Source organism: Aeromonas popoffii (assembly GCF_037818705.1).
GTDB lineage: Bacteria > Pseudomonadota > Gammaproteobacteria > Enterobacterales > Aeromonadaceae > Aeromonas > Aeromonas popoffii.
The window spans coordinates 734,967-759,579 of sequence record NZ_CP149129.1 but is presented as its reverse complement, the minus strand read 5'-3'; the positions used below and the strand labels follow the sequence as shown (position 1 = coordinate 759,579).

The following is a 24,613-nucleotide window of genomic DNA, read 5'->3' as shown; positions in this document are numbered from 1 at the left end:
GAGTGTTGGATGTCTGCTTCTTCCTGGTGGGACAAGTCCACCGGTTTTGCGCTGCTGACCATACTGCTGTGGGCCTCGCTGGCGGCGCTCACCTCCCGGATCACCAGCGTGTCACCTCTGGTGCTGGTGGGATTGGTGCTCTTCTTCTGCGGCGCCGGTGCCCTGCCGTTCTGGCGCCAGTGGCGGGCTCGCCCCATCACCTGGCTGGTCACGGTTGCGGCGCTGCTGTTCTACCATCTGCTGCTGTTCATGAGCTTTCGCCACGCCCCGGTGCTGGAGGCGAACCTCATCAATTACCTGTGGCCCCTGTGCATCATACTGTTCACCCCCCTGCTGCTGCCGGGCCATCCGCTCCATGCTCGCCACCTGCTGGCCGGTGCGCTAGGGCTGGCCGGTTCCGTGCTGGTGATGGTCAACGGCGAGTTGCAGCTGCAACAGGCCTATCTGCCCGGCTACCTGCTGGCGCTCGGCGCCGCCATCATCTGGGGTGCCTACTCTGTGCTCTCCCGCCGGTTGCCACCCGCACCGGCTGTGGTGACGGCGGCGGCCTGCCTGCCCGCCGGATTGCTGGCGCTGCTGCTTGCGCTGTGGCTGGAGGGACCGCTGCCCCTCGAACAGATCCCCACCCGCGACTGGTGGTTGATCGTGGGGCTGGCGCTCGGGCCCATGGGAGCGGCCTTCGTCACCTGGTATCTGGCGCTGCGAGACGGAGATCCCCGTCGCATCGGGGCACTGGCCTATCTGACGCCGCTGCTGAGCACCCTGTTGCTGGTGCTGCTCAATGGCGAACAGCTGACGCCCCGTCACCTGCTGGCCGGAGCCTTCATCATGGGGGGGGCCCTGCTCGGCATGCTGGGCAAGTCACCTGCCGCCCGCAAGCAGAAGGAGCCCGCCGCGCCTTCGTTGTCATGACAGCACCGCCATGAAGTGGCTGTCATAAAAACGCCATCTCTCCTGCCTCGGCCATCAGGTCTGAATATCCCGTCCTATCTCTCTTATGAGTCCCCTTCTCCCGCCCCCAACGCGGGGGCATATCTTTTTTTTTGGCACAAAATTATCTGTTGCATACCGGTTAACGAAAAAAGTGACGCCCCTCACAAAAGATCCGCCCAAGTCTCTAACCAATTTCACCTGAATATGGCTATCAGCGCTGATATAAGCGGGCTGCGGGTGTCCATGACAAGATCCATGATTATTTGCACTCTGTCATATTTTTGAAACTTGGCGGGAACTTTTCATTGATATTTCGCACCGCGAACGTACTCTTGGCATTGTCCGATAGCCAAGAATCGGAACACAAAAAATAACATGATGTGATGAACAGAACTGCCCACCGCACATACGCCAAGACGTCGCGGCCGCAGACGAACGACCAGTAATTTTTTGCCCTACGGGGCTTTGATTGCAATGCCAATACCGAGCGGCGGGCCATTGCCTGACTGCCGGACAAAAAAGCTAAGTCCATAAAATCAGGAGCTATAAAAATGGAAAACGTGATCTTCAAGCGTGCTGCATTAAGCGCGGCGGTTGTTGCCGCCTTGGTCACCCCCAGCATGGCGTTGGCAGCTCAGGATATGATGAGCCCAACTTATGGCAAATCTTATGAAGCCTTTACCGATGATGCCAAGCTGACCGGCGGGCTGTTCTACTTCCAACGTGATCGTGTTCGTGTTGACTCTGGTGTCGTACCTGCAGAGAACACCGGAAAATATCGCTCCAACTTGAGCCATGCTACCGCTCAAGCAGCCCTTAACTTTACCTCCGGCTATGCATGGGACGTGGTGGGTTTAGACTTGGGCGGATTCACTGCCTATGACTTAGCCATTGATGAAAGTAACCCTGTCAACGCCGAGAATGAATTCTCTTTCTGGGGACGAGCTTGGGGAACCAGCAACACCGAATCTGAAAATGGTGCGAGCCTGACAAACGCAGCTCTTAAGTTGAAGCTGATTGAAGGTGTGACCGCAAAAGCTGGCTATACCCAATTGTATGTTCCTGGCCAAATTAGCGTTAACTGGTCTTATCAACCTGGTACTTACCGGGGCGGACAAATTGAAGGTAACCTTGGTGGTCTCTATCTGACCTACGCTATCGCCGATGAATACAAGGCTCCCTGGTTCAAAGAAACTCAGGGCTTTTACAAAAGTAAAGCGTGGAGCGGCCCTTGGGGTAATACCTTCGATAAAGAAAACGAAATTGACTACATCCATGCAGTTGCTGCTCGTTACACCTTTGAGACTGGCACGGCCATTACCGGCTCCTTCGGCCAGTCTGCCGATTATATGGATAGCTACCACGCCAAACTGGCTCACAAGTTTGACGTATTGGGAGGCCTCTCAACCAGCTACCAGTTCTATGGCTCCGAGACTGAGACTTACAAAAATGCCTCTGGTAGTCCTGTAGAGACTTATGATGGCTTGGCATGGCAACAAGCCCTGACCGCCGCCTGGAGCTACGCTCAGTACGGCTTCCGTCTGGAAGGTCTGTGGACCAAAGCGGAAGGGGCTGAAGGCAACTACCTGCCCCGTCTGACCCGCGGCTACGGCAACTCCCAGGGTGCTAACGAAATTTGGTGGGATTCCCGCTCCGACTGGAACGCCAACAACGAAAAAGCACTGTTCTTCGGCGTAACGCGTTCTCTGGATGACCTGGTTGGTGCGCCTGGCTGGTCTGTCGGTGTATCCGGTGCTTACGGCTGGGATATGGAGAAAGGTGATGGCACTAAAGTTGCCGAAGGAGATACAGAGTGGGCAGCTAACTTCGATGTCAGCTACACAGTCCAAGATGGCAAGCTGAAAGGCACCCTGTTCAAACTGCACTACACCGACTATAACAACGATCTGCCATCCACTTGGAAAGGTTGGACTGACTATCCAAACGTGTTTACCTCCGAGCGTGACGTCAAATTCCACATCATCATGCCACTTACCATCATGTAATCAGGCAAATTACGATGTCAGCAAACCGGGCTACTTGGCCCGGTTTTCTTTTTTCCGGGTGGCAGGCTAACATGCGAGCCGGATAAGGTTTTTATCCGCGCTATCCTGCCCGCACGCTTCTGTCAGCAGTTACAAGGACGCTATCATGCCCCGTTTTGTTCTGATCACCGGTTGTTCCAGTGGTATTGGCCTCGCTGCCGCGCAGGCGCTAGGTCAGCACGGTTTTACCGTGATCGCCTCCGCCCGCAAGGCCAACGATGTGGCACAGCTGCAACAGCAGGGTCTGCTGGCTGTACAACTGGACCTGGCGGACACCGCCAGCATAGAGCGAGGGGCGGCAGAGGCGCTGGCCCTGGCCGGGGGCCGTCTCTATGGCCTGTTCAACAATGGCGCCTATGGTCAGCCCGGTGCGCTGGAAGACTTGCCCACCGAGGCGCTACGTGCCCAGTTCGACACCAACCTGTTTGGCTGGCACCACCTGATCCGCCAGATACTGCCAGCCATGCTGGCCGCAGGAGAGGGTCGCATAGTGCAAAATAGCTCGGTGCTGGGGCTGGTGGCCATGAAATATCGCGGCGCCTACAACGCCAGCAAGTTTGCACTGGAAGGATATACAGACACCCTACGTCTGGAGCTCGAAGGCAGCGGCGTGCACATCAGCCTGATCGAACCGGGCCCCATCGATACCCGCTTTCGCGCCAATGCCCACGCCGCCTTCGTGCGCCATATCGATCCGGCCCAGAGCCGCCATCAGGGCGCCTATCGCCAGACCCTGACCCGGCTGGAAAAAGAGGGGGCTACCAGCGGTTTCACGCTGCCAAGCGAAGCCTGCATCCCGCCGCTGCTGCACGCGCTGCAGAGCAAGCGGCCAAAGCATCGTTACCCGGTCACCTTCCCGACCCGGCTGTTTGCGGTATTGCGCCGCCTTCTGCCAAGCCGCTGGCTCGACAGGATCCTGGCCAAGTCGGCCTGATCCGGTTAGCGGCCATGGGCATCAAGCAACCCAGGTTGGGTTAGCGGCGTAACCCGACGCGCCTATCTTGTTTACCCGCTTTTCAATAGTGCTGACCGTCGCTGTAGTAGTGGCTTTTGACCATGGGCAGCACCTGCACCACCACATAGGTCTGCTCCCCCAGCACCGCCTTCAGATGACGGGTGATGAGCGCCGCGGCGGCATCTTGCAGCTCCTGCGGTCGTTCGAACCAGACCAGCTCCACAAACGGAAAACCGGCTTCGACCGCCCCGCTGCGTACCCAGGTACTCTCGACCCGCTCCAGGGTGACAAACTCGGGCTTGCCGCCGGTCAGGGCGCACAGATCCGCCAGCAAAGGCGTGCTTATCTGCTGCAGGGTATCGACGGAAACGGCCCGAAAACGAAGATGTGGCATGGGAAACCTCTTGGCTGTGACGAATGAGGACTTATCATAGGGCTTAATGTTATGAAGAGAAGCCATCCCGCCAACATAAGGTGCCTCATGAAATTTCACCGCACGCTGATTGCCTTCCTGCTCTGCCTGCTGCTGCCGCTGACCGCCTTTGCCGACCCCGCCTTCTATCGGGTGAGCAAGGGTGACCAGCAACACTGGCTGCTGGGCTCCATTCATGCGGGCAAACCCTCGCTCTATCCGCTGCCCGATCCCGTCGAACGCGCCTGGCAACAAAGCCGTGCCCTGGTGATGGAGGTCGATCTCACCCACATCAGCCAGACGCAGTGGCAGGAGATGGGCGCCATCACCCGGCTGGTGGATGGTAAAACCCTCAAGGATCACGTGCCGCTCGATCTGTATCAACGCACCCTCATAGCCGCCGGCCAGAATGGCCTGACCGAGCACATGATCGCCCCGCTGCGCCCCTGGTTTGCGGCCATCACTCTGACCCAGGCGGCGCTGGAACGTACCGATTTCAGCAGCGCGCTCGGGGTGGATCAACACTTCGCCAAGCGCGCCACCGAGAGCGGCAAGCCCATCATCGGCCTCGAGACCCTGCTCGAACAGCTCGGCTACCTCGCCAGTGTCGGTGACAACCAGACCCTGATGCTGGAAAGCACCCTGGATGAGCTGCCCCAGCTCGAAACCGGCTTTCGCGACGTGATGAAGGCGTGGCAGCAGGGGGATCAGGCAGCCCTGGTCGACCTGCTCAAAGCCGAGATGGCGCCACCCAAGCTGCAAGCCTGGCTGGAGCAGACCTTGCTGGCAGAGCGCAACCACAACTGGCTGAAGAAGTGGCCTACCCTGCCGAACGAGAGCTTTATTGTGGTAGGTGCCCTGCACCTTTATGGTGACCAGGGGCTGATCGCCCTGCTGGAGCAGCAGGGGTGGCGCATCACTCCACTCACAGCACCGGGCCCACGCACGGCAACCGATTGAGGCCCCATCGCAGCGCTGGCTCTGCCCAGCGGGTTAGCCGAGTGCGAGATGGCTCACAGATCCGGCCGCCGATTAAATAACCACCAAGGGACTTGATCGAGATCATCTCATCACTCCCAAAGAGGTATCTATCATGCTTGTCATCAATGGGATGACAGGAGTGCATGAGATGGAATTTTGGATGAACCTGATGTTCGGCAACAGCGTGGGGCTCATGTCCATGTTGGTGATTATCGGTACCTTCCTGCTGATCAGTTCCTACGCGGCCTATTTCATCTACAAGGTGATGAATGCCAAGCCGCCGAAAGAGGAGCAGTAACACATCTCGTCAGGCGATCCCGCGATCGCCTGTTAACGCTTGCCCGGCAACGACAGCCTGTCCGGCACGACTGACAGTGGTCCTCCAGACTGGCTAGCTGTGCCCCCATTTTCTGACCCCGACTCCCCCGCTATAATGCCCGCTCATTCCAATGCGGGGAGCCTGCCGTGTCTCATGACGACGAACTCTCACTGTTTCTGCAGGAAGTGGCCGACGTGCGGCCCATTCGTAGCGACAACACCCTCTCTCTCACGGGCACATCCGCCCCGACCGAGGCGCAACTGGCTCGCCGCCAGGCCGCGACCGCCGAGCAACTGACCCTGGATCACCTCAGCATGGAGGCGGTCGAGATGCTCGATCCCCACGCCATCGTCGGTTTCAAGCGCGACGGTGTGCAGGAGGGGGTCTACAAGAAGCTGCGGCTCGGCAAATACGAGCTGCAGGCAAGCTTGGATCTGCATCAGAAGACACTCAACGAAGCGCGCCAGAGCCTGGTGCAGTTCATTGCGGATTGCGAGGTGCGGGACATCCGCTGCCTGCTGATCCTGCACGGCAAGGGGGAGCGCAGCACGCCGCGCGCGGTGCTGAAAAGCCATGTCAGTACCTGGTTGCCACAACTGCCGGCCGTGATGGCCATGCACAGCGCCGAGCGCCGCCACGGCGGCAGCGGCGCCCTCTATGTGCTGCTGCAAAAAAGCGAGCGCCAGAAGGCGGAGAACCGCGAGCGACACCAGAAGCGCCTCGGCTAGTCAGCACCTGTCATCTGGTCAGGCCCCTTCGGCCAGGGTGGTAAAACGCGCGATGGCAGTGTTAGCATCGAACGGCCCCGATCATGCCAGGTACGGGGTGCATACCATCAGGGACGATAACAAGGACAATCCCATGTCATATCAAAAACTTGAACAACATCAGCAACAGCTGCACCGGCTCTCCCACCTCAGTGCCATCTGTGGCTGGGATCAGGCCGCCATGATGCCGGAGGGCGGCAACGAGGCACGCGCCGAGGCCATGGCCGAACTCGGCGTGCTGATCCATCAAAAACGCACCGCTCCCGAGCTCGGCGACTGGATCGCCAAGGCCGAGAGCGAGTACTTGAATGAGCTCCAACGCGCGAACCTCGCCGAGATAAAACGCCACTGGCAGGATGCGAGCCTGCTACCCACGGATCTGGTAGAAGCCTTGTCGCTGGCTGGTAGCAAGTGCGAGCACGCCTGGCGCAGCCAGCGCAAAAATAACGACTGGGCAGGCTTCGCCCCCAATCTCAAGGAGGTGGTGGCCCTGTCGCGGGAAGTAGCGCACCTTCGCGCCGAGGCACTCGGGGTGCGCCCCTACGACGCCATGCTGGCGCTGTATGAAGCCGGCATGACGAGTGCGCGGCTGGATCAGATCTTCGGTGATCTCACCAGCTGGCTGCCGGGCCTGATCCAGACGGTGAGCGAACAGCAGAAAAGCGAATCCTTGCTGATCCCGCAAGGCCCCTTCCCGATTGCAAGCCAGCAGGCGCTCGGTCAGGAGGTGATGGGGCTGCTCGGCTTTGATTTCGCCCACGGCCGGCTCGATGTGAGCAGCCACCCGTTCTGCGGCGGCGTGCCAACCGACGTGCGCATCACCACCCGCTACAACGAGCGGGAGTTTGTCTCCAGCCTGATGGGCATCGTGCACGAGACGGGTCACGCGCGCTACGAGCAGGGGCTGCCGCGCCAGCTGCTGGGCCAGCCGGTGGCCGAGGCGCGGTCCATGGGCATTCACGAGAGCCAAAGCCTGTTCTGCGAGATGCAGCTCGGCCACGATGCAGCCTTCCTGGCTCTGCTGGTGCCGCGCATCCGCGCGCACTTTGGCGAGCAAGCGGCGTTTGCGCCGGCGAACCTGGCGAAGCTCTACAACCGGGTCGAGCCCGGCCTTATCCGCGTCGATGCGGACGAGGTGACGTACCCGGCGCACGTGATCCTGCGCTACGAGCTGGAGCGCGACCTCATCGAGGGGCGCATCGAAGTGGCCGATCTGCCCGAGCTGTGGGATGCCAAGATGCAGCAGTGGCTCGGCCTCTCTACCAGGGGCAACGACCAGAATGGCTGCATGCAAGACATTCACTGGACGGACGGCTCGTTCGGCTACTTCCCGAGCTACACGCTCGGCGCCATGTATGCGGCGCAATTGCGCTTCGCACTGGAGCGGGAGCTGGGCAACATGAGCAGCGTGATCGAGGCGGGTCGCCTGCCGGAGATACTCGCGTGGCTTGGCCGCCACATCTGGTCACAGGGCAGCCAGCACAGCACGGACGAGCTCATTCGCCGCGCGACTGGCGAGGCGTTGAACCCGCGCTGGCTACGCCAGCATCTGGAGCAGCGCTATCTGAAATAACGGATGCAGCGCCAGCGAGTGAAGAGGAGAACGGGGCAGCTTGGCTGCCCCGTTTTTCATTGACAAACAACCGGATTCAAAGTGGCTCGGGGCGCCCCCGGCGACATCTTTATTTCAATCACTGTCCGTTTCTGGCTAGTCACCGCCTTTTCTCCTCTTTACTCTCTCATTCATGCACCCAGTACAGAGCGCCCGGACCATGAACTCGCAACCCGCCAGTGACAACCATCAGGATGAGGGGACCCCGAGCCTCAGCCGCGAACAGTGCCACGCCGCCCGGCTCGCCCGCGATGCGCGTTTCGATGGCCGCTTCTTTACCGGCGTGCTCTCCACCGGCATCTATTGCCGCCCCGTCTGCCCCGCACGGCCACCGCACGAGCACAACGTGCGTTACTTCCAAAGCGCCGCAGCTGCCGAGCAACATGGCCTGCGCCCCTGCCTGCGCTGTCGCCCCGAGCAGGCCCCCGCTGCCCGTGGCGATCTGCCGCCCGAACTCGCCCGTTTGCTGATGCGGATCGATCGCGGCGAACTGGCAGACGGTACGCTCGCCGAACTGGCTAACGAGGCCGGGATCAGCGAACGCACCCTTCGCCGCCAGTTCGAGCAGCACCTCGGCGCGTCACCGAAACAGGTGGAGCAGACGCGCCGCCTGTTGCTCGCAAAACGGCTGCTGACCGAAACCGCACTGCCCATCACGGACATCGCGTTTGCCGCAGGTTTTGCCAGCATTCGCCGTTTCAACGACGCCTGGCTGAACGCCTACGGGCTGGCCCCTCGCACCCTGCGCCAACAAGAGGCACACGATGACGCACCAGACCAGATGCACTCGGATCCGCGCGGCGCAACCCTGACGCTGCAACTGCCCTATCGCCCCCCGTATGACGTGGCGGCCATGCTGGCGTTTTACCGGCTGCGGGCGATCCCCGGTCTGGAGCGGGTAGAGGGTGAGGTGTATGAGCGGCGCTACCGGGTCGGCGATCAGGTCGCGCTGGTGCGCATCGCGCAGGGCAAGGGGCACAGCCTGCAGCTCACCGTCCATGATCTGCCGCTCGCAGCGCTGCCTGATCTGCTGTATCGGGTGCGCCGGATGTGGGATCTCGATGCCGACATGCAGCGGATCGGCGATCTGCTCGGTCAGGATCCGCTGCTCGCCCGTTTGCAGGCGCGCTGGCCCGGCGTGCGGCTGCCGGGTGGCTGGGACGAGTACGAGGTGATGCTGCGCGCCATCGTCGGCCAGCAGGTGTCGGTCAAGGGGGCCATCACCCTGCTCGGGCGACTGGTGGCCCGCACCGAGGCGCAATTCGGAGTTGCGCAACTGCCAATCCCCGCCCAGCTGTGCGAACTCGATCTCGACGGCATCGGCATGCCCAGCAGCCGCATTCGTACCCTGCGGGGCGTGGCAGAGGCGCTGGCCAGCGGCGAGCTGACCCTCACGACAGCCAGTGATGAGCAGTTGCTGGCGCTACCGGGCATAGGCCCCTGGACGGTCTCGTACTGGCGGCTGCGCTGCGCTCTGGATCCTGATGCTTTCCCCGCCTCCGATCTGGTGCTGCAAAAAGCGCTCGGAGGTGGCACCAAACTGCCGGTGAAGGAGGTGTTGGCGCAAAGCGCAGCATGGCAACCGTGGCGCAGCTATGCGGCGAGCTGGCTGTGGCACGCCATGAGTGAAGCGCCCAATTTGCTGATCCATGCCACCGGCAACGAAAAACAGCCAGATAACCAACAACAGGAGATAACCCCATGATCCGCTACGATATCCTGCCAACCCGCTTTGGCGATCTGCTGGTCGCCATCAATGAACGTGGTCTGGTGCACGTGGACTTTGTGGCGGGCCTGCGGGCACTGCCCGATATGAGTGGCTGGCAGCAAGACCACACGGCGCTGGCCCCCTTCCTCGCCGAATTTGACGCCTATTTTGCCGGCCGCTTGCAGCGGTTCTCCCTGCCCCTTGCCGCCCGTGGCACCGCCTTTCAACAGTCGGTGTGGCAAGCGCTGTGCGACATCCCCTATGGTGAGACCCGCAGCTACAGCGAGATTGCCCGTGCCATCGGCAAACCGAGTGCGAGCCGCGCGGTCGGCGCCGCGAATGGCCGCAATCCGCTCTCGATCATCGTTCCCTGCCATCGGGTGATCGGCCAAAACGGCAGCCTGACCGGCTATGCGGGGGGATTGGAGATTAAAAAGGCGCTGCTGGCGCTGGAAAGGGGCAATTAAAGGGAGGTTGGCAATTAAAGGAGGGTGGACAGAGAGCCTGCGATAAAAAGTTGCCCCTTTTCCGGACGGAGAAAGGGGCAATTGGATCAGCGTTTCAAGCTGCCCATCACCTGCATTTCGCAGCGGTTGCAATCAAAGCGCAGGCGGAAGGTGTCTTTACCCATCTTGAGCTCCAGCGGCTCGGCCTTGAGACCGGGCACCTCTTTCGGGCAGAGGTTCTGGCTGTAGCGGATGCAGTGCTTGGTGATCATCAGCACCACTTCTCCCTCCTCCTTGTTAGCCTCATAGGCGGGAGCAATGCGCTCGACCCCATGCTCGCGGAAGAACTGCTCGGCCGCGCTGTTCAGCACATTGCCCAGATAGGAGAGGCGGTGCTGGGGATAGCTGATATCCCGCAGAGCGATGCGTCGCTCTGGGCGCTGGTAGCTGGCCACACGCGCGGCCTCCAGCGCGGCAATGCCATCCCGGCGCAGCCCGTTAAGCTGTGATGCCGCAATAAATAGCGGCCTCGTTACCACCAACTCAATCTTGCGCGCCACAAACAGGGTGTTACCAAGTTTGCCAAGCTGATCGCGCGCCTGTTGCAGTGCCCGCTCCGGATTGTCGGCAGGCTGCTTGTCGCAGGGAAGCGTCACCGCGACACTGATGCCCTGCTCGTCGGTGAGCGTGAGGCACAAGCCCTCATCGCACTCGGAGAGCTCCATATCGACCCGGATCCGGCGATCCGCGCTCGCCTTCTCCAGCATCTTGCTGAACGCACTATCGTGGTTGCGGTAGAGCTCGGAGCCCACCTTCAGCCCCGGCATACGTTCTGACAGGAGCAACAGCTTACTCTCCGCCTTCTCTTCGACTTTATTGAGGCGCATCCCCACCAGCTCGTTGTTCGGCTTGAAGAAGCCCAGACCGTCGCCGTTGTTGAGGCTGACCTGCTTGCCGTCAATCTCTATGCCATCCTTGGTGACTCTGGTGACACGCCCCAGCGGTTCGCCCACGTATTTCGGGCTCTTGGTGGAGTCGATCCCCGGCTTTCGGCCATTGAGGAAGTAGTCAGTGCTGCCACGGTTGAAGCTCTTTTTCGGATCCGGATTGAAGCTGTAGCTGCAACGCCCCGCTGAGGCAGCTACCAGATCGGATCGGCGCTCCAGAATGGCGTCGAGCTTCTTGCGATACCAGGCGGTGACGTTCTTGACGTAATCGAGCCCCTTGAGGCGCCCTTCAATCTTGAACGAGCGAATGCCTGCGGCAATCAGCGCCTCCAGATTGTCGGTTTGGTCCATATCCTTGAGCGACAGCAGGTGACTGTCGGCCACCAGCACTTCACCGTCCGGCTTTTGCAGCGAGCAGGGCAGACGGCAGAGCTGGGCACATTCACCGCGGTTGGCGCTGCGGCCGGTACGGGCGTGGCTGATATTGCACTGACCGCTGTAGGAGACACAGAGCGCGCCGTGGATAAAGAACTCCAGCTGCACGTTGGTTGCCGCGCTGATCTCGCGGATCTGCGCAAGGGACAGTTCGCGTGCCAGCACCACCTGGGAGAAGCCCACATCCTGCAAAAACTTCACCTTTTCCGGCGTGCGGTTGTCGGTCTGGGTACTGGCATGGAGTGCGATGGGAGGGAGGTCCAGCGCCAGCAGCCCCATGTCCTGCACGATAAGCGCATCGGCCCCCGCCTCAAAAATCTGGTGGGTCAGGCGCCGGGCCTGCTCCAGCTCGTGATCGTGCAACAGGGTGTTGAAGGCGACAAACACCTGAGCGCCGAAACGGTGGGCGTGGCGCGCCAGCGCTTCGATATCTTCGAGGGAGTTGCCCGCCGCACTGCGGGCGCCAAAGGCAGGGCCACCCATGTAAACGGCATCGGCGCCATGGTTGATGGCTTCGATGCCGTAGGCGAGGTTCTTGGCCGGAGCCAGCAGTTCGAGGCGGTTCAGTACGTGGCTATGGGTCTGTGGGTGCATGGTCTCTGAGTCTATCGGCAGACAGAAAATGCCGGTCACTCTAGGTCAGTCACCCTTTGCTTGCCTTGATCCCGCTTAAGATCACTGCGAAATACAGGATTCAGCGTCCCGTGCTCACAGTCCCTGCCGCGGAGCCGGATATTCATTCAGCAGCCCTGCCCTGTCATCGCGCGAGCCACTGACAAGTGAACCTCAGAGCACCACCTTCAAGGCCAGCCCCAGCAGCACCAGGCCGCTCACCTTGTCGATGACGGAGGACTTGGCCTTGAGCCAGGCCAGCACCGGCCCGCGGGAGAGCAACAGCGCCACCAGCACGTACCAGATAGCATCTATGCCACCTGCGGTGAGCATCATGATCCCCCCCTCGTTCCAACCGGTGTCGGCCCGTACGAACTGGCTGAAGAGGGCGATAAAGAAGATGGCGAGCTGGGGGTTGAGAAAGGCGACCATAAAGCCTTCAAAGGCGCCCTGACGACCATGCAGCTGGTGTACCACCTCCTCGACCGACTCACTGGCGGGCTTGGCAAGCAGCGCCTTGATGCCGAGCCAGGCGAGAAACGCGGCGCCACCGTAGCGGATCAGATCAAACAGCAGCGGGGTCTGGGTGATCAGCACGGAGAGCCCCAGCGCGGTAATCAGTGCATAGATCCCGACCCCGAAGCCATGACCCAAGGCCGTCGCCACCCCGTGGCCCTGCCCTCCCTGCACCGTGTTACGGATGATCAGCGCCAGGCTCGGCCCCGGGCTGATGGCCCCCATCACGCAGATTGCGGCCAGTGCCAGCCAACTCGTCAATTCCATATCTTTCCCTATCTGTAAACCGAATATCAGCAGCGGAGCTCAGGGTAAGGGGTGGCCAGTTATGCCAGAAGTGAAAGTTATGAATAGATCCCATAGCCATTGGCTATAGGTTGGCGCAACCGACTGCGGTTAGCTGACGCCAGCCAACAGCTTGCGACCCTCGGCGACAGTGCTTTGCAGGTGTTCGCGCAAGAAGGGGTAGGCCAGATCGCGAAACCACTTGTGAGCCGGATCCTGATGATGGCGCTGGTGCCACAGCAAATGATACTGCTGGGGGCGGGTGGCAAACGGCAGATCACAGAATGTAAGATCGTGCTCACGTGAAAGTTGCCAGGCGATATGAGCCGGGGTGGTCATCAGACAGTCGGTGCGCAGCAGTACCTCGACTGCGGCCTGAAAGAAGGGCACCCTGGCAAACCAGCGCCGGGTAAGCCCCTGCGGCGCCAGCACCTGCTCCACCGGGCTGTCCTTGTCGCCGCCGCCGCTCACCTGCAGATGGGGCCAGGCGAGGTAGTGATCCAGACTCAGCACCTTGCCCGCCAACGGATGGTGACTCCCCATCAGCACCACCAGCCGGTCTTCTCCTTGATGCAGGCCACGGATCTGCTCCGGCACCAGATCCGTGATGGTGGAGACCAGATCCAGCTCTGACTGCCACAGCTGTGGCAACTGGCGCTTGTCCCACAAGCTGTACTCCAGCGCCGCCAGCGGCGCCTCTTTGGCCAGCGCGGCGCAGATATCGGGCAGGATGTGCTGGGCCACGTAATCGGACGAGGCAAGCCGAAACACCCGCTCGCAGCGACCGGGGTCGAAACCCGGTGCTTCGTAGAGCCGATCCAGCGCACCGAGGGAATCCGCCAAGGCCGCCGCCAGCGTCTCGGCCCGTGGCGTCAGTAGCCAACGCTGCCCCTCCCGCACCAGCAAGTCATCGCCAAACTCGTTGCGCAACTGACTTAGCTGCTTGCTGATGGAGGGCTGGCTAAGGTGCAGCAGCTCAGCTGCCCGGCTGATGTTACGGGTCTCCAGCAGCACCTTGAGGGTGGGCAGCAGATTGAGGTTGGCTTTGTGCAAGGGGCGGCCCCATAGGATGGTGGAAAACCCTATCTTAGGGCAGGCGAGTCCTCGACTTTAAGCAAAATCTCCCGCTATTTTCGGCGGTTTTACGCCTCTTCCCTGCCAGATAACCATGGCCACAAGATGACAGTGGTTGGTCCGTGCGGCATAATTGCGCGATTTTCCGCCCGCGGGCGATCCACTTTGAGAAGCGGTAACAAGATGAAATACGCCAATATCACCGGTTGGGGCAAATGTCTGCCTCCCTCAGTGCTGACCAACGATGACCTCAGCACCATCATGGATACGTCGGATGAATGGATCTATCCGCGTACCGGTATCAAGGCCCGCCGGATCTCCCATGTCAGCACCTCGGATCTCGCCACCCTGGCCAGTCGCCGCGCCCTGGCCTGTGCAGGCCTGGCAGCCAGCGATCTCGATGGCATCATCTTGGCAACGGCGACACCTGATACGCTCGCGCCCAATGCAGCCTCTGCGGTGCAGCAGAAACTGGGCGCCGTCAATGCGGCCGTGTTCGACCTCAATGCGGCCTGTACCGGGTTTGTCTACGCCCTCTCGGTCGGCACTTCATTAGTGCAAACCGGCATGATGAAGAAGGTGCTGGTGATCGGTGCCGAGCGCCTGACTTACCTGCTGGACTGGACCCGCCGCGATACCGCAGTGCTGTTTGGTGATGGCGCTGGTGCGGTGATCATCGAGGCGAGCGAGCAGGAGTGCGGCCTGATTGCCAACAAACTCGGCTGTGACAGCGAAGCAAGGGAGATCCTGCACGTACCTAACTTTGGTACCGATCGGGTGCGTTTTGCCGATATCGACGGTCTGTTTACCTTCAACTTTGAAGGCCAGGAGATTTTCAAGCGCGCGGTGCGCGGCATGGGTGAAGCGACCAGTTGCGCACTCACCCAAGCCGGAATTACACCTGAGCAAATCGATCTCATCGTGCCGCACCAGGCCAACATCCGCATCATCGAAACCTTGGCCAAGCGCATGAACGCGCCCATGGATAAGGTGATGGTCAACATAGAGAACTACGGCAATACCTCCGCTGCCACAGTCCCCATCGCCCTGTGCGAAGCGCTGGAGCAAGGCCGCGTCAAGCCGAATTCCTATCTGCTGACCGCCGCATTCGGTGCCGGTCTGACCTGGGGCGCTGCCATCATCAAGTGGGGCGATCGCGTCACCCCCATCAACTCCTGTGATGCCGAACTGCCCCCGTGCAACAAGAGCGCACTTGAGCTGATTGCCCATGCGGTAGAAGGTTGCCAGAAGGCCCACGCCAACGAGGGCTAATCCTTATCAGGGGCCTGAGTTATCAGGCTCCTTTTTATCTGTGCTTGCCTCCCCGCTATCCCCACGCTTCGTTATCCGCCACGTCACAGCGATCTCATTTCGCCAAAGCCCCCGTCGGCTGCCTCCATATTCCAGCTTTATCAGTAGTCCCCGCTGAATTGGGGCGACTTGCAACCAAGTTATTTTTTTGCGCTAACCTTATTGAGCCATTTGTAATTAATGGGTTCGGGCGTGGTTCATCCTCTCTGACACCAGTGGGATAACAGCTTGCTCCCGCCTCGACTCACGTGCAGGGATGAGTTTGCGTATGACAGATCACAAGACGGCAGAGACAATTGCATTCTGGGACCCCGTGAGTTGGGCATGCTGCCTAGGCATAGGCCTGCTCAGCATCCTGCTGCTAGTTCTCGCTGGCAGCCCTCTGTCTTATCTGCTGGCCAACGGCGTGCTGGCCCTGGGCGCAGCCCTCTGGTGCTCCCATCACTATCACAACAAGCCGGAGGCAAGCCATCACGACGAGGAGGCTGCCCATACCTGGTCTGCCGCCCAGCTCAGCCATTCCATTATTGGGCTCGAGCAAGTGTGCGAGAAAGCCGTCCCCATCTGGTCACAGCAAATTGAGAGCTCTCGTCAGCAGACCGAAGGGGCCATGATCGATCTGACCCAGCGCTTCTCCGGGCTCACCACCAAGCTGGAAGAGGCGGTAGCCGCCTCTCACAATGCCGCCGGAAATCTGGGCGGGACAAAATCGGCGGGCATGGCCGCCGTACTGGCCGAGAGCCAGGCTCAGCTCAACCAGGTGCTCGCCATCATGCATTCCGCGCAATCCAATCGCGATGCCATGCTGGCGGAAATCAAGACGCTTACCGCCTACACCATAGAGCTCAATACCATGGCGCTCGATGTGGCCAAAATTGCTTCCCAGACCAACTTGCTGGCGCTCAATGCTGCAATAGAGGCGGCTCGGGCTGGCGAGGCCGGTCGCGGCTTCGCCGTGGTGGCCGATGAAGTGCGCACCCTGTCGCGCCTCTCCAGCGAAACGGCCCAGAAGATGACGGACAAGGTCGAAACCATCAATAGCGGCATTGGCCGAGCCTTCCAGATAGCAGAAAGCGCAGCCGCGCGGGATCAAGCAGCCGTCAGTGACTCGGAGCACGCTATCGAGCAGGTGCTGGAGCGCTTTCGCATGGCCACCACCAGCTTGGCGGAGTCGGCAGCCCTGCTGCAGAGCGAAAGCTCGGGGATCCACCGCGAGATCTCCGATGTCATCGTTTCGCTACAGTTCCAGGATAGGGTCAGTCAAATCCTCAACCATGTACGCCAGAACATGGACAGCCTCAATGACCATCTGATTTCCTCACGTAATAGAACACACCAGTCCGGCCCCATCCAAATAGATGCGGAGAGCTGGCTGGCAGACATGGAACTCTCCTACGCCACAGATGAACAACGCAACATTCATCATGGCCGCAGTCAGCGGCCCATGGTGAATTCATCCCGCAGCGCAGACGTTACTTTTTTCTAGGAGACAGATATGTCCAAAACAGTCCTGATCGTGGATGACTCGGCAACCATTCGCCAAGTCGTCGGCATGACGCTCAAGGGAGCCGGTTACGAGGTGATGGAAGCCTGCGATGGTAAGGATGCCCTCAGGAAACTCGACGGCAAGAAGATCAATCTCATCATCAGCGACGTCAACATGCCGAACATGGATGGCATCAGCTTCGTCAAGGAGGCCAAGAAACTGGCAAGCTACAAATTCACCCCCGTCATCATGCTGACCACCGAATCCCAAGACAGCAAGAAGCAGGAGGGACAGGCTGCAGGGGCCAAAGCCTGGGTGGTCAAGCCATTTCAACCCGATCAGATGCTGGCGGCCGTCGCCAAGCTCATCATGCCCTGAGTCAGGAGCCACCAATGCCGCTGCACATAGAGACGGGTGAACACAAGACGCTGGTCAAAGTCTCGGGGGATATGACCATCTATACAGCCGCCGATCTCAAGCTGGCACTCACCCCCCTGCTTTACCGCCAGCAGGCGCTGGAGCTAGATCTGTCCCAAGTATCCGAGATGGATAGTGCCGGCTTGCAGCTGTTGCTGGCTGCCAAGAAAACGGCGCAACAGGGCGGTTATCCACTGCACCTAATAATGCATAGCCATGCGGTGCTCGACGCGCTGGAGCTGTGTCAACTGACAGCCTTCTTTGGCGATCCAACCCTCATGCCCCACGCTGATCACGCCTAGGCAGTCCCAGTGACAAGGAGTCATTCGTGAGCATCAATCTTGATCAGGCCCTGCAAACCTACATCGCCGAGGCACGCGAACTGCTGGAAGAGATGGAGTCCGCCCTGCTGACGTTGGAAAACGACCCGGACAACAGCGAGCTGATCGGTGCTATCTTTCGGGCGGCACATACCATCAAGGGATCCGCCGGCCTGTTTGGCTTGCAGCCCATCGTCAGTTTCACCCACATAGTTGAAGACTTGCTCGATCAGGTGCGCAATCAGCAACTGGCGATCACCACGACGCTTATCAAGGATCTTCTGGAGAGCCGGGATCATATCGAGCGGCTGGTCTATCTGGTCGCAGAGCAAGGCGCGTCTCTGGGGGGTGACGAACAGGCTCTGGACTCTCAATTGCGGCTAAATTTGGCACGCCATCAGGCGACCCGCCCGACCGGGTTGACGGAATGCACCCCATCAGCAGACGCAGAGCCGCTCAGCAAGGAAGAGGGTCATGTCAGCACCACCTCGTTGTGGCACATCTCGCTGCGCTTTGGCCCGGATGTGCTGCGCAATGGCATGGATCCCACCTCGTTTCTGCGCTACCTCGGCACCATGGGCACCCTCTGCGCCATCGAAACCCTTCACGACGCCCTTCCCGACTGGGAACATTTCGATCCCGAGAACTGCTACCTCGGTTATGAACTCGATGTCGACACCCAGGCCGACAAGGGAGCCCTGAGCGACGTGTTCGAATTCGTACGCGATGACTGCCGCATCACCATACTGCCCCCTCACAGCAAAATTGCCGAGTACATAGCGCTCATCAATGACCTGCCAGAAGACAACGATATGCTGGGGCAATTGTTGGTCAAAACGGGAGCTCTGACCGCCAGCGAGCTAGCGCTCGGCCTGCAAACCCAGCATGACAGCCCGCAGACAGACAGCAGCAAGCTGGGGGAGATCCTGATTGCACAGGGCGCAGTCAACGAAGTGGTCGTAGAGGCCGCACTCAAGAAACAACACCAGAACAAGGAGAATAAAACCAAAGAGGGGCGCTACGTCCGAGTACATGCCGACAAGCTGGATGATCTGATCAATCTGGTTGGCGAGCTGGTGGTCGCCAGCTCGGGCGCCAGTCTGTTAGCCCAACGCTCACGGGACAGCCAGTTGCAGGAGGCCAACTCCACCATCGCCATGCTGGTCGAGGAGATCCGGGATGGCGCCCTGCGCCTGCGCATGGTACCCATTGGGGACACCTTCAACCGCTTCCAGCGCGTCGTGCGCGACGTAAGCCAAGAACTGAACAAGAACATTGCGCTAGTCATCACAGGCGGTGACACCGAACTCGACAAATCCGTGGTGGAAAAGATAGGTGATCCCCTGATGCATCTGGTTCGCAATTCCATGGATCACGGCATCGAATCGGCGGGGCAGCGCCTCGCCGCCAGCAAACCGGCGAGGGGCACTTTGACCCTCAATGCCTATCACGACTCCGGCAGCATCGTCATCGAGATCAAGGACGATGGCGCCGGACTCAACAAAGCAAGAATTCTGCAAAAGGCGCAAGAACGGGGCTTGGTCGCCGCCAATGCGGCCTTGACAGATCAGGAGATCTACCAGCTCATCTTCGAGCCCGGTTTTTCCACCGCAGAGACAATCACCAACCTCTCGGGTCGAGGGGTTGGCATGGACGTGGTCAAACGCAACATCACGGCCCTGCGCGGCAGCGTCGAGCTGGACAGCAAGCCAGGACAGGGCACCCGAGTGCAGATCAGGTTGCCATTGACCCTGGCAATCATCGACGGCTTTTTGGTCAGGGTTAGCACCACACATTACGTCATCCCCCTCGACATGGTAATCGAGTGCGTTGAGCTGACCCAGAGTGCGCTGGCCGATACTCAGGGACGCAACTACCTCAACCTGCGCGGCGAGGTGCTGCCATTCGTACGACTCCAGCAATACTTCGATATCGAAGGGGCGAGAGGGCGCAGGGAAAACATAGTGGTCGTCAGTCACGGCGGCAAAAAATCCGGGCTGGTAGTCGATGAACTGCTGGGGGAGTTTCAGACCGTGATCAAGCCGCTCGGCAAGCTGTTTCAACGCCTGCAAGGGATCAGCGGATCCACCATTCTGGGCGGTGGCGAGGTTGCCCTGATCCTGGATATTCCCTCCCTCATTCAACATGCCATCGATCAGGAACTGAGCCAGCTGAGCCAGTACGCCCTTCCTCGCCAGCAAACTCAACCAAGAGTCAATTAACGCCAGGAGCCCATTATGTTCAGAAACTCCACCATTAAAATGCGACTCACCATCCTGCTCTGCCTACTATGCCTGCTGCTACTAGGCGTTGGCGGGCTAGGACTCTACAACATGCAAAGCAGCAACCAGGGCCTGCAACGGGTTTATAACGACCGCGTGGTGCCGCTCAAACAGCTGAAAACCATCTCAGACAACTACGCCGTCGCCGTCATCGACAACGTCAACAAGGCCAATGTGGGCCTCATCAGCGCCGAAGAGGCATTGCAACAGGTCCAGCGGGCCCAGCAGCAGATCAAGCAAGAGTGGCAGCATTATCAGTCCACCAAGCTGACCGCAGCCGAGCAGAAACTATCGGCTGAGGCGGGCACCCTGTTCAACGCGGCGGATCGCGATATCACCAAACTGGAGCAGTTTCTAGCGACCCAGCACGGAGTCATCGCCGGTACCCTCAATGATTTTGACGGCAAGCTTTACAGCTCTATCGATCCCATCGGCAACAAGATAACTGAGCTGGTCACTCTGCAACTCGATGTGGCCAAAGCCGAATATGAGCAGGCTCAATCCTGGTACGACGCCATGCTGCTCACCATGATGGTAGTGGTCACGGCAGGGATAGTGGCGGCGGCCTGGCTTGGTATAGTGCTCATCCGCAGCATCATTGCCCCCATCAATCAGGCGCTGCAGGTGGCCAACCATCTGGCGGAGGGGAACCTCGACGTCACCATTACCATAGGAACCAACGATGAAGCGGGTCAACTCTTGATGGCCATGCAGAATATGGTCAACAAGCTGACAGCACTCATCAACGACATAGAAACCCTGGTCACCGCCGCCGTCGAGCAAGGGGATTTCAGCTACAAGATAGCGCTGGACAATCGGCAGGGTTATACCAAACGCTTGTCCGAGCTGCTGAACCGCTTGTCCAACGTCACAGATACCAGCCTCAAGGATGTCATGCGCATCGCCACCGCCCTGTCGCGCGGGGATCTCACCCAAAAGATAGATCAGCCCTACCCGGGGATTTTTGGTCAGACCAAAGATGGTCTCAACAGCACCATAGACGCCTTGACAGCCATCATTGAAGAGGTACGCAACGCCGCTGACAACCTCACCAATGCCTCCAGCCAAGTCAGCACCACGGCCCAGTCCCTGAGTCAGGCCACCAGTGAACAGGCAGCGAGCGTGGAAGAAACCAGCGCCTCCATCGAGCAGATGAGTGCCAGCATCAACCAGAACACCGACAACGCCAAGGTGACCGACAACATGGCGAGCAGCGCCGTCCTCGAAGCGACCGAAGGGGGTCACTCGGTACAGCAAACCGTGGCGGCGATGCAACAGATAGCCCGTAAAGTCAGCATTATCGATGACATCGCCTACCAGACCAACCTGCTGGCGCTCAATGCCGCCATAGAGGCGGCTCGCGCCGGTGAACATGGCAAGGGCTTTGCGGTAGTGGCCGCCGAGGTACGCAAATTGGCTGAACGCAGCCAGATTGCGGCGCAGGAGATAGGGGAACTATCCTCCAGCAGCGTCGATACCGCAGAGAAAGCGGGCAGTCTGCTCGACAAGATAGTGCCTTCCATTCGCAAGACATCCGACCTGGTCCAGGAGATCAATGCTGCGTCCGGCGAGCAGGCCAGCGCGGCTAACCAGATCAGCATGGCCATGAACCAGCTCAATCAGGTGACCCAGCAGAACGCGGCCAGCAGCGAGGAACTGGCCGCCACCGCCGAGGAGATGAGCTCCCAGGCCAACGAGCTGCAGCAGACCATGGACTTCTTCTCGCTGGATAACCTGGTCAGGCCCTCAAAACTCAGCGAGGGTACGCACAGGGGAGCGTCCCCCAGAGGCACGTTTGTCATGCCCGCCCACCACCCGCTGCACGGCAACACGGTACCTCAACCCCAGGTTGATGAAGCCGATTTTGTCCGCTTTTAACCGGAGAGACTCATGAGCATGTCAACCGAAGTGGTCCCACAGCCAGTCACGCTGGCTCATGACAATCAGGGCGATGCCCAGTATCTGACCTTCCTGATCAAGGGTGAGATGTTTGCCATCAACATTCTCGGGGTCAAAGAAATCATCGAATACGGCAACATCACTCCCATCCCCATGATGCCCAGCTTCATCCGCGGCGTGATCAACCTCAGGGGGGCAGTGGTCTCGGTGGTGGACCTCAACGCTCGCTTTGGCAATGCCCCCTCCAGCATCACCCGCCGTAGTTGCATCGTCATCATCGAAGGGATGCACCCGGATGATCCCGAGCACGGCAATCAGGACATTGGGGTCGTGGTGGATTCGGTCTCGGAAGTGCTGACCATTCCCTGCAACGAGATAGAGCCACCGCCCAGTTTTGGCGCCCTCATCCGGGCCGATTTCATCAGCGGTATGGGCAAGGTGAATGGCAAGTTCGTCATCCTCATCAATACCGAGAAGGTGCTCTCCATCGACGAGATGACACAACTAAGTGAACTGACCCAGCAGCAGGAACGGCTGCTGGAACAGAAACAGCCAACGCCATAACCCAAACATCAACAACAACGAGAGTGTCGCTCACACCACACAGCAATGACATGTCGCACAAGGATCAGGCCCATGACTCAATCATTCTTTGGCAATCTCTTCGGCAACGGTAGCGCTCATACCTTGCAACAAGCACAACTGACCCAGTTGATCGGGGCTACTCGCACTATTTCGCAGGGGATCGCGCAGGGTGAACAGCCGTTCCTGCTGGAACTGGGCACACTGGATGGCCCGCTGCGGGAACTCTGTCAGGAGTTCAACCAGGTAATCACGCTGCTGGGCCAGCGGCTCAACAGCGGGCTGGCGGCCATCAGCGCCAACCAGGCCCTGTATGACGAGAACCTGCGGGTGCGCAAGGCTCTGGATGGTGCCTCGACCAATGTGATGATCGCCGATACCAACCTAGACATCGTCTACATGAATGAAGCCGTGCTCGCCATGCTGGGGCAGGCGGAGTCCGACATCCGCAAGGATCTGCCCAACTTCGATACCAGACAGCTGATGGGCAAGAATATAGACACCTTTCACAAGGATCCGTCCCACCAGCGCAGCATGCTGGCCAAGCTGGACAAAACCTACCGCACGCAGATCTCGGTCGGTGGCCGCATCTTCTCCCTGATCGCCAACCCTGTCTTCAACGATAGCGGAGAGCGGCTCGGTTCAGTGGTGGAGTGGGCTGATCGCACCAAGGAGATCGCCATCGAAAATGAGGTGAAAGCGGCCAACGCGGCGGCCAAACTCGCCGCCGCCGAAAGCCTGCGAGTCAAAAGAGCGCTGGATGGCGCCAGTACCAACGTGATGATTGCCGACACAGATTTGAACATCATCTACATGAACGAATCGGTCAAGGAGATGCTTAGCCTGGCCGAGTCCGACATCAAGAAGGATCTCTTCAGCTTCAATTCGTCCACCCTGATGGGGGCTAACATCGACAGTTTTCACAAAAATCCCGGCCATCAGCGCGGCATGCTGGCCAAGCTGAGCAATACCTACAAGACCCAGATCCTGCTCGGTGGCCGCACCTTCTCGCTCATTGCCAACCCAGTGTTCAGCGATGATGGCGAGCGGCTGGGCTCCGTGGTCGAGTGGTCTGATCGCACCAAGGAGGTCGCGATCGAGCGGGAGATGTCGGAGATTGTGCAGGCGGTGATCAACGGGGAGCTGCACAAACGCATGGATCTGGTGGGCAAGAGTGGTTTCTTCCAGACCCTGGGGGAAGGCATCAACCGCATCGCAGAGGTGATAGACACCAGTCTCAACGACGTGATCCGGGTGGTGCAATGCCTGGCTCGGGGAGATCTGACCCAAACGATCGTGGCCGACTACCCCGGGGTATTTGGCACGACCAAGGACTCCCTCAATCAAACCATCATCTCGCTGACCAACATAGTGACCGAGGTGCGGAGCGCGTCCGATAACCTCTCCAGTGCCTCGGAACAAGTCAGCGCCACCGCCCAATCTATCAGTCAGTCGAGCAGTGAGCAGGCATCCAGCATGGAGGAGACCAGCGCCTCCATCGAACAGATGAGTGCCAGCATCAACCAGAACACAGACAACGCTCAGGTCACGGATGGCATGGCCAGCAAGGCGGCCAAGGAGGCCGTGGAAGGCGGTGAAGCAGTCAAGCTCACGGTCGATGCCATGAAACAGATCGCCAAACGAATCGGCATCATTGATGACATCGCCTACCAGACCAATCTATTGGCCCTCAACGCCGCCATCGAAGCCGCCCGTGCGGGGGATCACGGCAAGGGCTTTGCGGTGGTCGCCGCCGAGGTCCGCAAACTGGCGGAGCGCAGCCAGGTGGCGGCTCAGGAGATAGGCGAGCTGGCCTCCAGCAGCGTCGACATGGCGGAAAAAGCGGGCCGCCTGCTCGATCAGATGGTGCCCTCCATCAACAAGACTTCGGATCTGGTACAGGAGATCAGCGCGGCCTCCGCCGAACAATCCACCGGCGTTAGCCAGATCAATATCGCCATGAATCAGCTAAGCCAGGTGACCCAGCAGAATGCATCCTGCAGCGAGGAGCTGGCGGCCACAGCAGAGGAGATGAGCAGCCAGGCCGAGCAACTGCAACTGGCCATGGAGTTCTTTACCCTGGAGCAACACAAGGGCGGCACGGGTCACAAAACCACAACCCCCCGGGCCACAACCCGAGGACGTTTCATCACCGACGGCAATGGACAAGATGGCTTCAATGGTTCCCCTCGCCCCCACAACGACGCTGATTTTGTTCGGTTCTAAGCAAGGTAGCGGGTGAGCATGGCTCACCCGCTACGCCCCGATC

The 24,613-nt window shown here is 59.7% G+C and carries 21 protein-coding genes; 17 read left to right on the top strand and 4 right to left on the bottom strand.

All coding sequences use genetic code 11. The features are described 5' to 3' along the window. Window positions 1-9 precede the first annotated feature (9 nt). The 3 genes from WJM78_RS03615 (at window position 10) to WJM78_RS03605 (ending at window position 3,912) form a co-directional block, all read left to right on the top strand. Window positions 10-912 (top strand): DMT family transporter, encoded by a 903-nt coding sequence (locus tag WJM78_RS03615; RefSeq protein ID WP_212513761.1) that lies wholly within the window; start codon window positions 10-12, stop codon window positions 910-912. Between the two features lie 572 nt (window positions 913-1,484). After that, window positions 1,485-2,939 carry an OprD family outer membrane porin gene (locus WJM78_RS03610; RefSeq protein WP_108537848.1) on the top strand — a complete coding sequence of 485 codons (1,455 nt, stop codon included), beginning with the start codon at window positions 1,485-1,487 and terminating at the stop codon, window positions 2,937-2,939. 145 nt (window positions 2,940-3,084) lie between these two features. Next, entirely contained in the window at window positions 3,085-3,912 is an 828-nt protein-coding gene (locus WJM78_RS03605; protein WP_042034972.1) for an SDR family oxidoreductase, read from the top strand. 82 nt (window positions 3,913-3,994) lie between these two features. Here WJM78_RS03605 and WJM78_RS03600 read toward each other — a convergent pair whose 3' ends face one another. After that, window positions 3,995-4,327 (bottom strand): DUF1904 family protein, encoded by a 333-nt coding sequence (locus tag WJM78_RS03600; protein WP_339013667.1) that lies wholly within the window; start codon window positions 4,325-4,327, stop codon window positions 3,995-3,997. An 87-nt stretch (window positions 4,328-4,414) separates the two neighbouring features. Between WJM78_RS03600 and WJM78_RS03595 the strand changes: the two genes are divergently transcribed. From WJM78_RS03595 to WJM78_RS03570, 6 genes are all read left to right on the top strand, one after another. Then, window positions 4,415-5,305, top strand: a complete 891-nt coding sequence (locus WJM78_RS03595; protein ID WP_339013664.1) for a TraB/GumN family protein — start codon at window positions 4,415-4,417, stop codon at window positions 5,303-5,305. A gap of 133 nt (window positions 5,306-5,438) precedes the next feature. Beyond that, on the top strand, window positions 5,439-5,624 hold the full coding sequence (locus WJM78_RS03590; RefSeq protein WP_422388430.1) for a DUF3149 domain-containing protein: 186 nt from the start codon (window positions 5,439-5,441) through the stop codon (window positions 5,622-5,624). 167 nt (window positions 5,625-5,791) lie between these two features. Beyond that, window positions 5,792-6,373, top strand: a complete 582-nt coding sequence (smrA, locus tag WJM78_RS03585) for a DNA endonuclease SmrA (RefSeq protein WP_339013661.1) — start codon at window positions 5,792-5,794, stop codon at window positions 6,371-6,373. Between the two features lie 133 nt (window positions 6,374-6,506). Beyond that, window positions 6,507-7,985, top strand: coding sequence for a carboxypeptidase M32 (locus WJM78_RS03580; protein ID WP_339013659.1), 1,479 nt, complete (start codon window positions 6,507-6,509; stop codon window positions 7,983-7,985). 199 nt (window positions 7,986-8,184) lie between these two features. Further along, window positions 8,185-9,729, top strand: a complete 1,545-nt coding sequence (locus WJM78_RS03575) for an AlkA N-terminal domain-containing protein (RefSeq protein WP_339013656.1) — start codon at window positions 8,185-8,187, stop codon at window positions 9,727-9,729. Further along, window positions 9,726-10,199 (top strand): methylated-DNA--[protein]-cysteine S-methyltransferase, encoded by a 474-nt coding sequence (locus tag WJM78_RS03570; protein ID WP_339013653.1) that lies wholly within the window; start codon window positions 9,726-9,728, stop codon window positions 10,197-10,199. The genes WJM78_RS03575 and WJM78_RS03570 overlap by 4 nt, the downstream gene beginning before the upstream one ends. Window positions 10,200-10,285: 86 nt before the next feature. On the opposite strand, the gene WJM78_RS03565 is transcribed toward WJM78_RS03570, so the two are convergent. The 3 genes from WJM78_RS03565 to WJM78_RS03555 all read right to left on the bottom strand — a co-directional run bounded on the left by WJM78_RS03565 (window position 10,286) and on the right by WJM78_RS03555 (window position 14,026). After that, the gene (locus WJM78_RS03565) at window positions 10,286-12,154 is read right to left on the bottom strand and encodes a U32 family peptidase (protein WP_339013650.1); all 1,869 of its coding nucleotides are present in this window, start codon (window positions 12,152-12,154) and stop codon (window positions 10,286-10,288) included. A gap of 192 nt (window positions 12,155-12,346) precedes the next feature. Beyond that, complete coding sequence (locus WJM78_RS03560) at window positions 12,347-12,955, bottom strand: LysE family translocator (protein WP_339013647.1); 609 nt, start codon at window positions 12,953-12,955, stop codon at window positions 12,347-12,349. 129 nt (window positions 12,956-13,084) lie between these two features. Continuing rightward, complete coding sequence (locus WJM78_RS03555; protein ID WP_108537256.1) at window positions 13,085-14,026, bottom strand: LysR family transcriptional regulator; 942 nt, start codon at window positions 14,024-14,026, stop codon at window positions 13,085-13,087. A gap of 204 nt (window positions 14,027-14,230) precedes the next feature. On the opposite strand from WJM78_RS03555, the gene WJM78_RS03550 reads away from it, so the two are divergent. From WJM78_RS03550 to WJM78_RS03515, 8 genes are all read left to right on the top strand, one after another. Next, window positions 14,231-15,319, top strand: coding sequence for a ketoacyl-ACP synthase III (locus WJM78_RS03550; RefSeq protein ID WP_212513772.1), 1,089 nt, complete (start codon window positions 14,231-14,233; stop codon window positions 15,317-15,319). Between the two features lie 295 nt (window positions 15,320-15,614). Beyond that, complete coding sequence (locus WJM78_RS03545) at window positions 15,615-16,844, top strand: methyl-accepting chemotaxis protein (RefSeq protein WP_422388429.1); 1,230 nt, start codon at window positions 15,615-15,617, stop codon at window positions 16,842-16,844. Between the two features lie 9 nt (window positions 16,845-16,853). Further along, window positions 16,854-17,222 carry a response regulator gene (locus WJM78_RS03540; RefSeq protein ID WP_042034984.1) on the top strand — a complete coding sequence of 123 codons (369 nt, stop codon included), beginning with the start codon at window positions 16,854-16,856 and terminating at the stop codon, window positions 17,220-17,222. A 14-nt stretch (window positions 17,223-17,236) separates the two neighbouring features. Next, window positions 17,237-17,563: an STAS domain-containing protein gene (locus WJM78_RS03535; protein ID WP_108537258.1), complete on the top strand. Its 327-nt coding sequence runs from the start codon at window positions 17,237-17,239 to the stop codon at window positions 17,561-17,563. Between the two features lie 26 nt (window positions 17,564-17,589). Beyond that, on the top strand, window positions 17,590-19,803 hold the full coding sequence (locus tag WJM78_RS03530) for a chemotaxis protein CheA (protein WP_339013634.1): 2,214 nt from the start codon (window positions 17,590-17,592) through the stop codon (window positions 19,801-19,803). A 15-nt stretch (window positions 19,804-19,818) separates the two neighbouring features. Then, window positions 19,819-21,741 (top strand): methyl-accepting chemotaxis protein, encoded by a 1,923-nt coding sequence (locus WJM78_RS03525; RefSeq protein WP_339013631.1) that lies wholly within the window; start codon window positions 19,819-19,821, stop codon window positions 21,739-21,741. Between the two features lie 12 nt (window positions 21,742-21,753). Beyond that, window positions 21,754-22,326 carry a chemotaxis protein CheW gene (locus WJM78_RS03520; RefSeq protein WP_339013628.1) on the top strand — a complete coding sequence of 191 codons (573 nt, stop codon included), beginning with the start codon at window positions 21,754-21,756 and terminating at the stop codon, window positions 22,324-22,326. Window positions 22,327-22,398: 72 nt separating this feature from the next. After that, window positions 22,399-24,570 (top strand): methyl-accepting chemotaxis protein, encoded by a 2,172-nt coding sequence (locus WJM78_RS03515; protein ID WP_339013625.1) that lies wholly within the window; start codon window positions 22,399-22,401, stop codon window positions 24,568-24,570. Window positions 24,571-24,613: the final 43 nt, after the last annotated feature.

What these genes read in the sequence shown, in the direction of transcription:
- WJM78_RS03615 (WP_212513761.1), top strand. Translation starts at nt 10, where the DNA reads ATGTCTGCTTCTTCCTGGTGGGACAAGTCCACCGGTTTTGCGCTGCTG.
- WJM78_RS03610 (WP_108537848.1), top strand. Translation starts at nt 1,485, where the DNA reads ATGGAAAACGTGATCTTCAAGCGTGCTGCATTAAGCGCGGCGGTTGTT.
- WJM78_RS03605 (WP_042034972.1), top strand. Translation starts at nt 3,085, where the DNA reads ATGCCCCGTTTTGTTCTGATCACCGGTTGTTCCAGTGGTATTGGCCTC.
- WJM78_RS03600 (WP_339013667.1), bottom strand. Translation starts at nt 4,327, where the DNA reads ATGCCACATCTTCGTTTTCGGGCCGTTTCCGTCGATACCCTGCAGCAG.
- WJM78_RS03595 (WP_339013664.1), top strand. Translation starts at nt 4,415, where the DNA reads ATGAAATTTCACCGCACGCTGATTGCCTTCCTGCTCTGCCTGCTGCTG.
- WJM78_RS03590 (WP_422388430.1), top strand. Translation starts at nt 5,439, where the DNA reads ATGCTTGTCATCAATGGGATGACAGGAGTGCATGAGATGGAATTTTGG.
- WJM78_RS03580 (WP_339013659.1), top strand. Translation starts at nt 6,507, where the DNA reads ATGTCATATCAAAAACTTGAACAACATCAGCAACAGCTGCACCGGCTC.
- WJM78_RS03575 (WP_339013656.1), top strand. Translation starts at nt 8,185, where the DNA reads ATGAACTCGCAACCCGCCAGTGACAACCATCAGGATGAGGGGACCCCG.
- WJM78_RS03570 (WP_339013653.1), top strand. Translation starts at nt 9,726, where the DNA reads ATGATCCGCTACGATATCCTGCCAACCCGCTTTGGCGATCTGCTGGTC.
- WJM78_RS03565 (WP_339013650.1), bottom strand. Translation starts at nt 12,154, where the DNA reads ATGCACCCACAGACCCATAGCCACGTACTGAACCGCCTCGAACTGCTG.
- WJM78_RS03560 (WP_339013647.1), bottom strand. Translation starts at nt 12,955, where the DNA reads ATGGAATTGACGAGTTGGCTGGCACTGGCCGCAATCTGCGTGATGGGG.
- WJM78_RS03550 (WP_212513772.1), top strand. Translation starts at nt 14,231, where the DNA reads ATGAAATACGCCAATATCACCGGTTGGGGCAAATGTCTGCCTCCCTCA.
- WJM78_RS03545 (WP_422388429.1), top strand. Translation starts at nt 15,615, where the DNA reads ATGAGTTTGCGTATGACAGATCACAAGACGGCAGAGACAATTGCATTC.
- WJM78_RS03540 (WP_042034984.1), top strand. Translation starts at nt 16,854, where the DNA reads ATGTCCAAAACAGTCCTGATCGTGGATGACTCGGCAACCATTCGCCAA.
- WJM78_RS03535 (WP_108537258.1), top strand. Translation starts at nt 17,237, where the DNA reads ATGCCGCTGCACATAGAGACGGGTGAACACAAGACGCTGGTCAAAGTC.
- WJM78_RS03525 (WP_339013631.1), top strand. Translation starts at nt 19,819, where the DNA reads ATGTTCAGAAACTCCACCATTAAAATGCGACTCACCATCCTGCTCTGC.
- WJM78_RS03520 (WP_339013628.1), top strand. Translation starts at nt 21,754, where the DNA reads ATGAGCATGTCAACCGAAGTGGTCCCACAGCCAGTCACGCTGGCTCAT.
- WJM78_RS03515 (WP_339013625.1), top strand. Translation starts at nt 22,399, where the DNA reads ATGACTCAATCATTCTTTGGCAATCTCTTCGGCAACGGTAGCGCTCAT.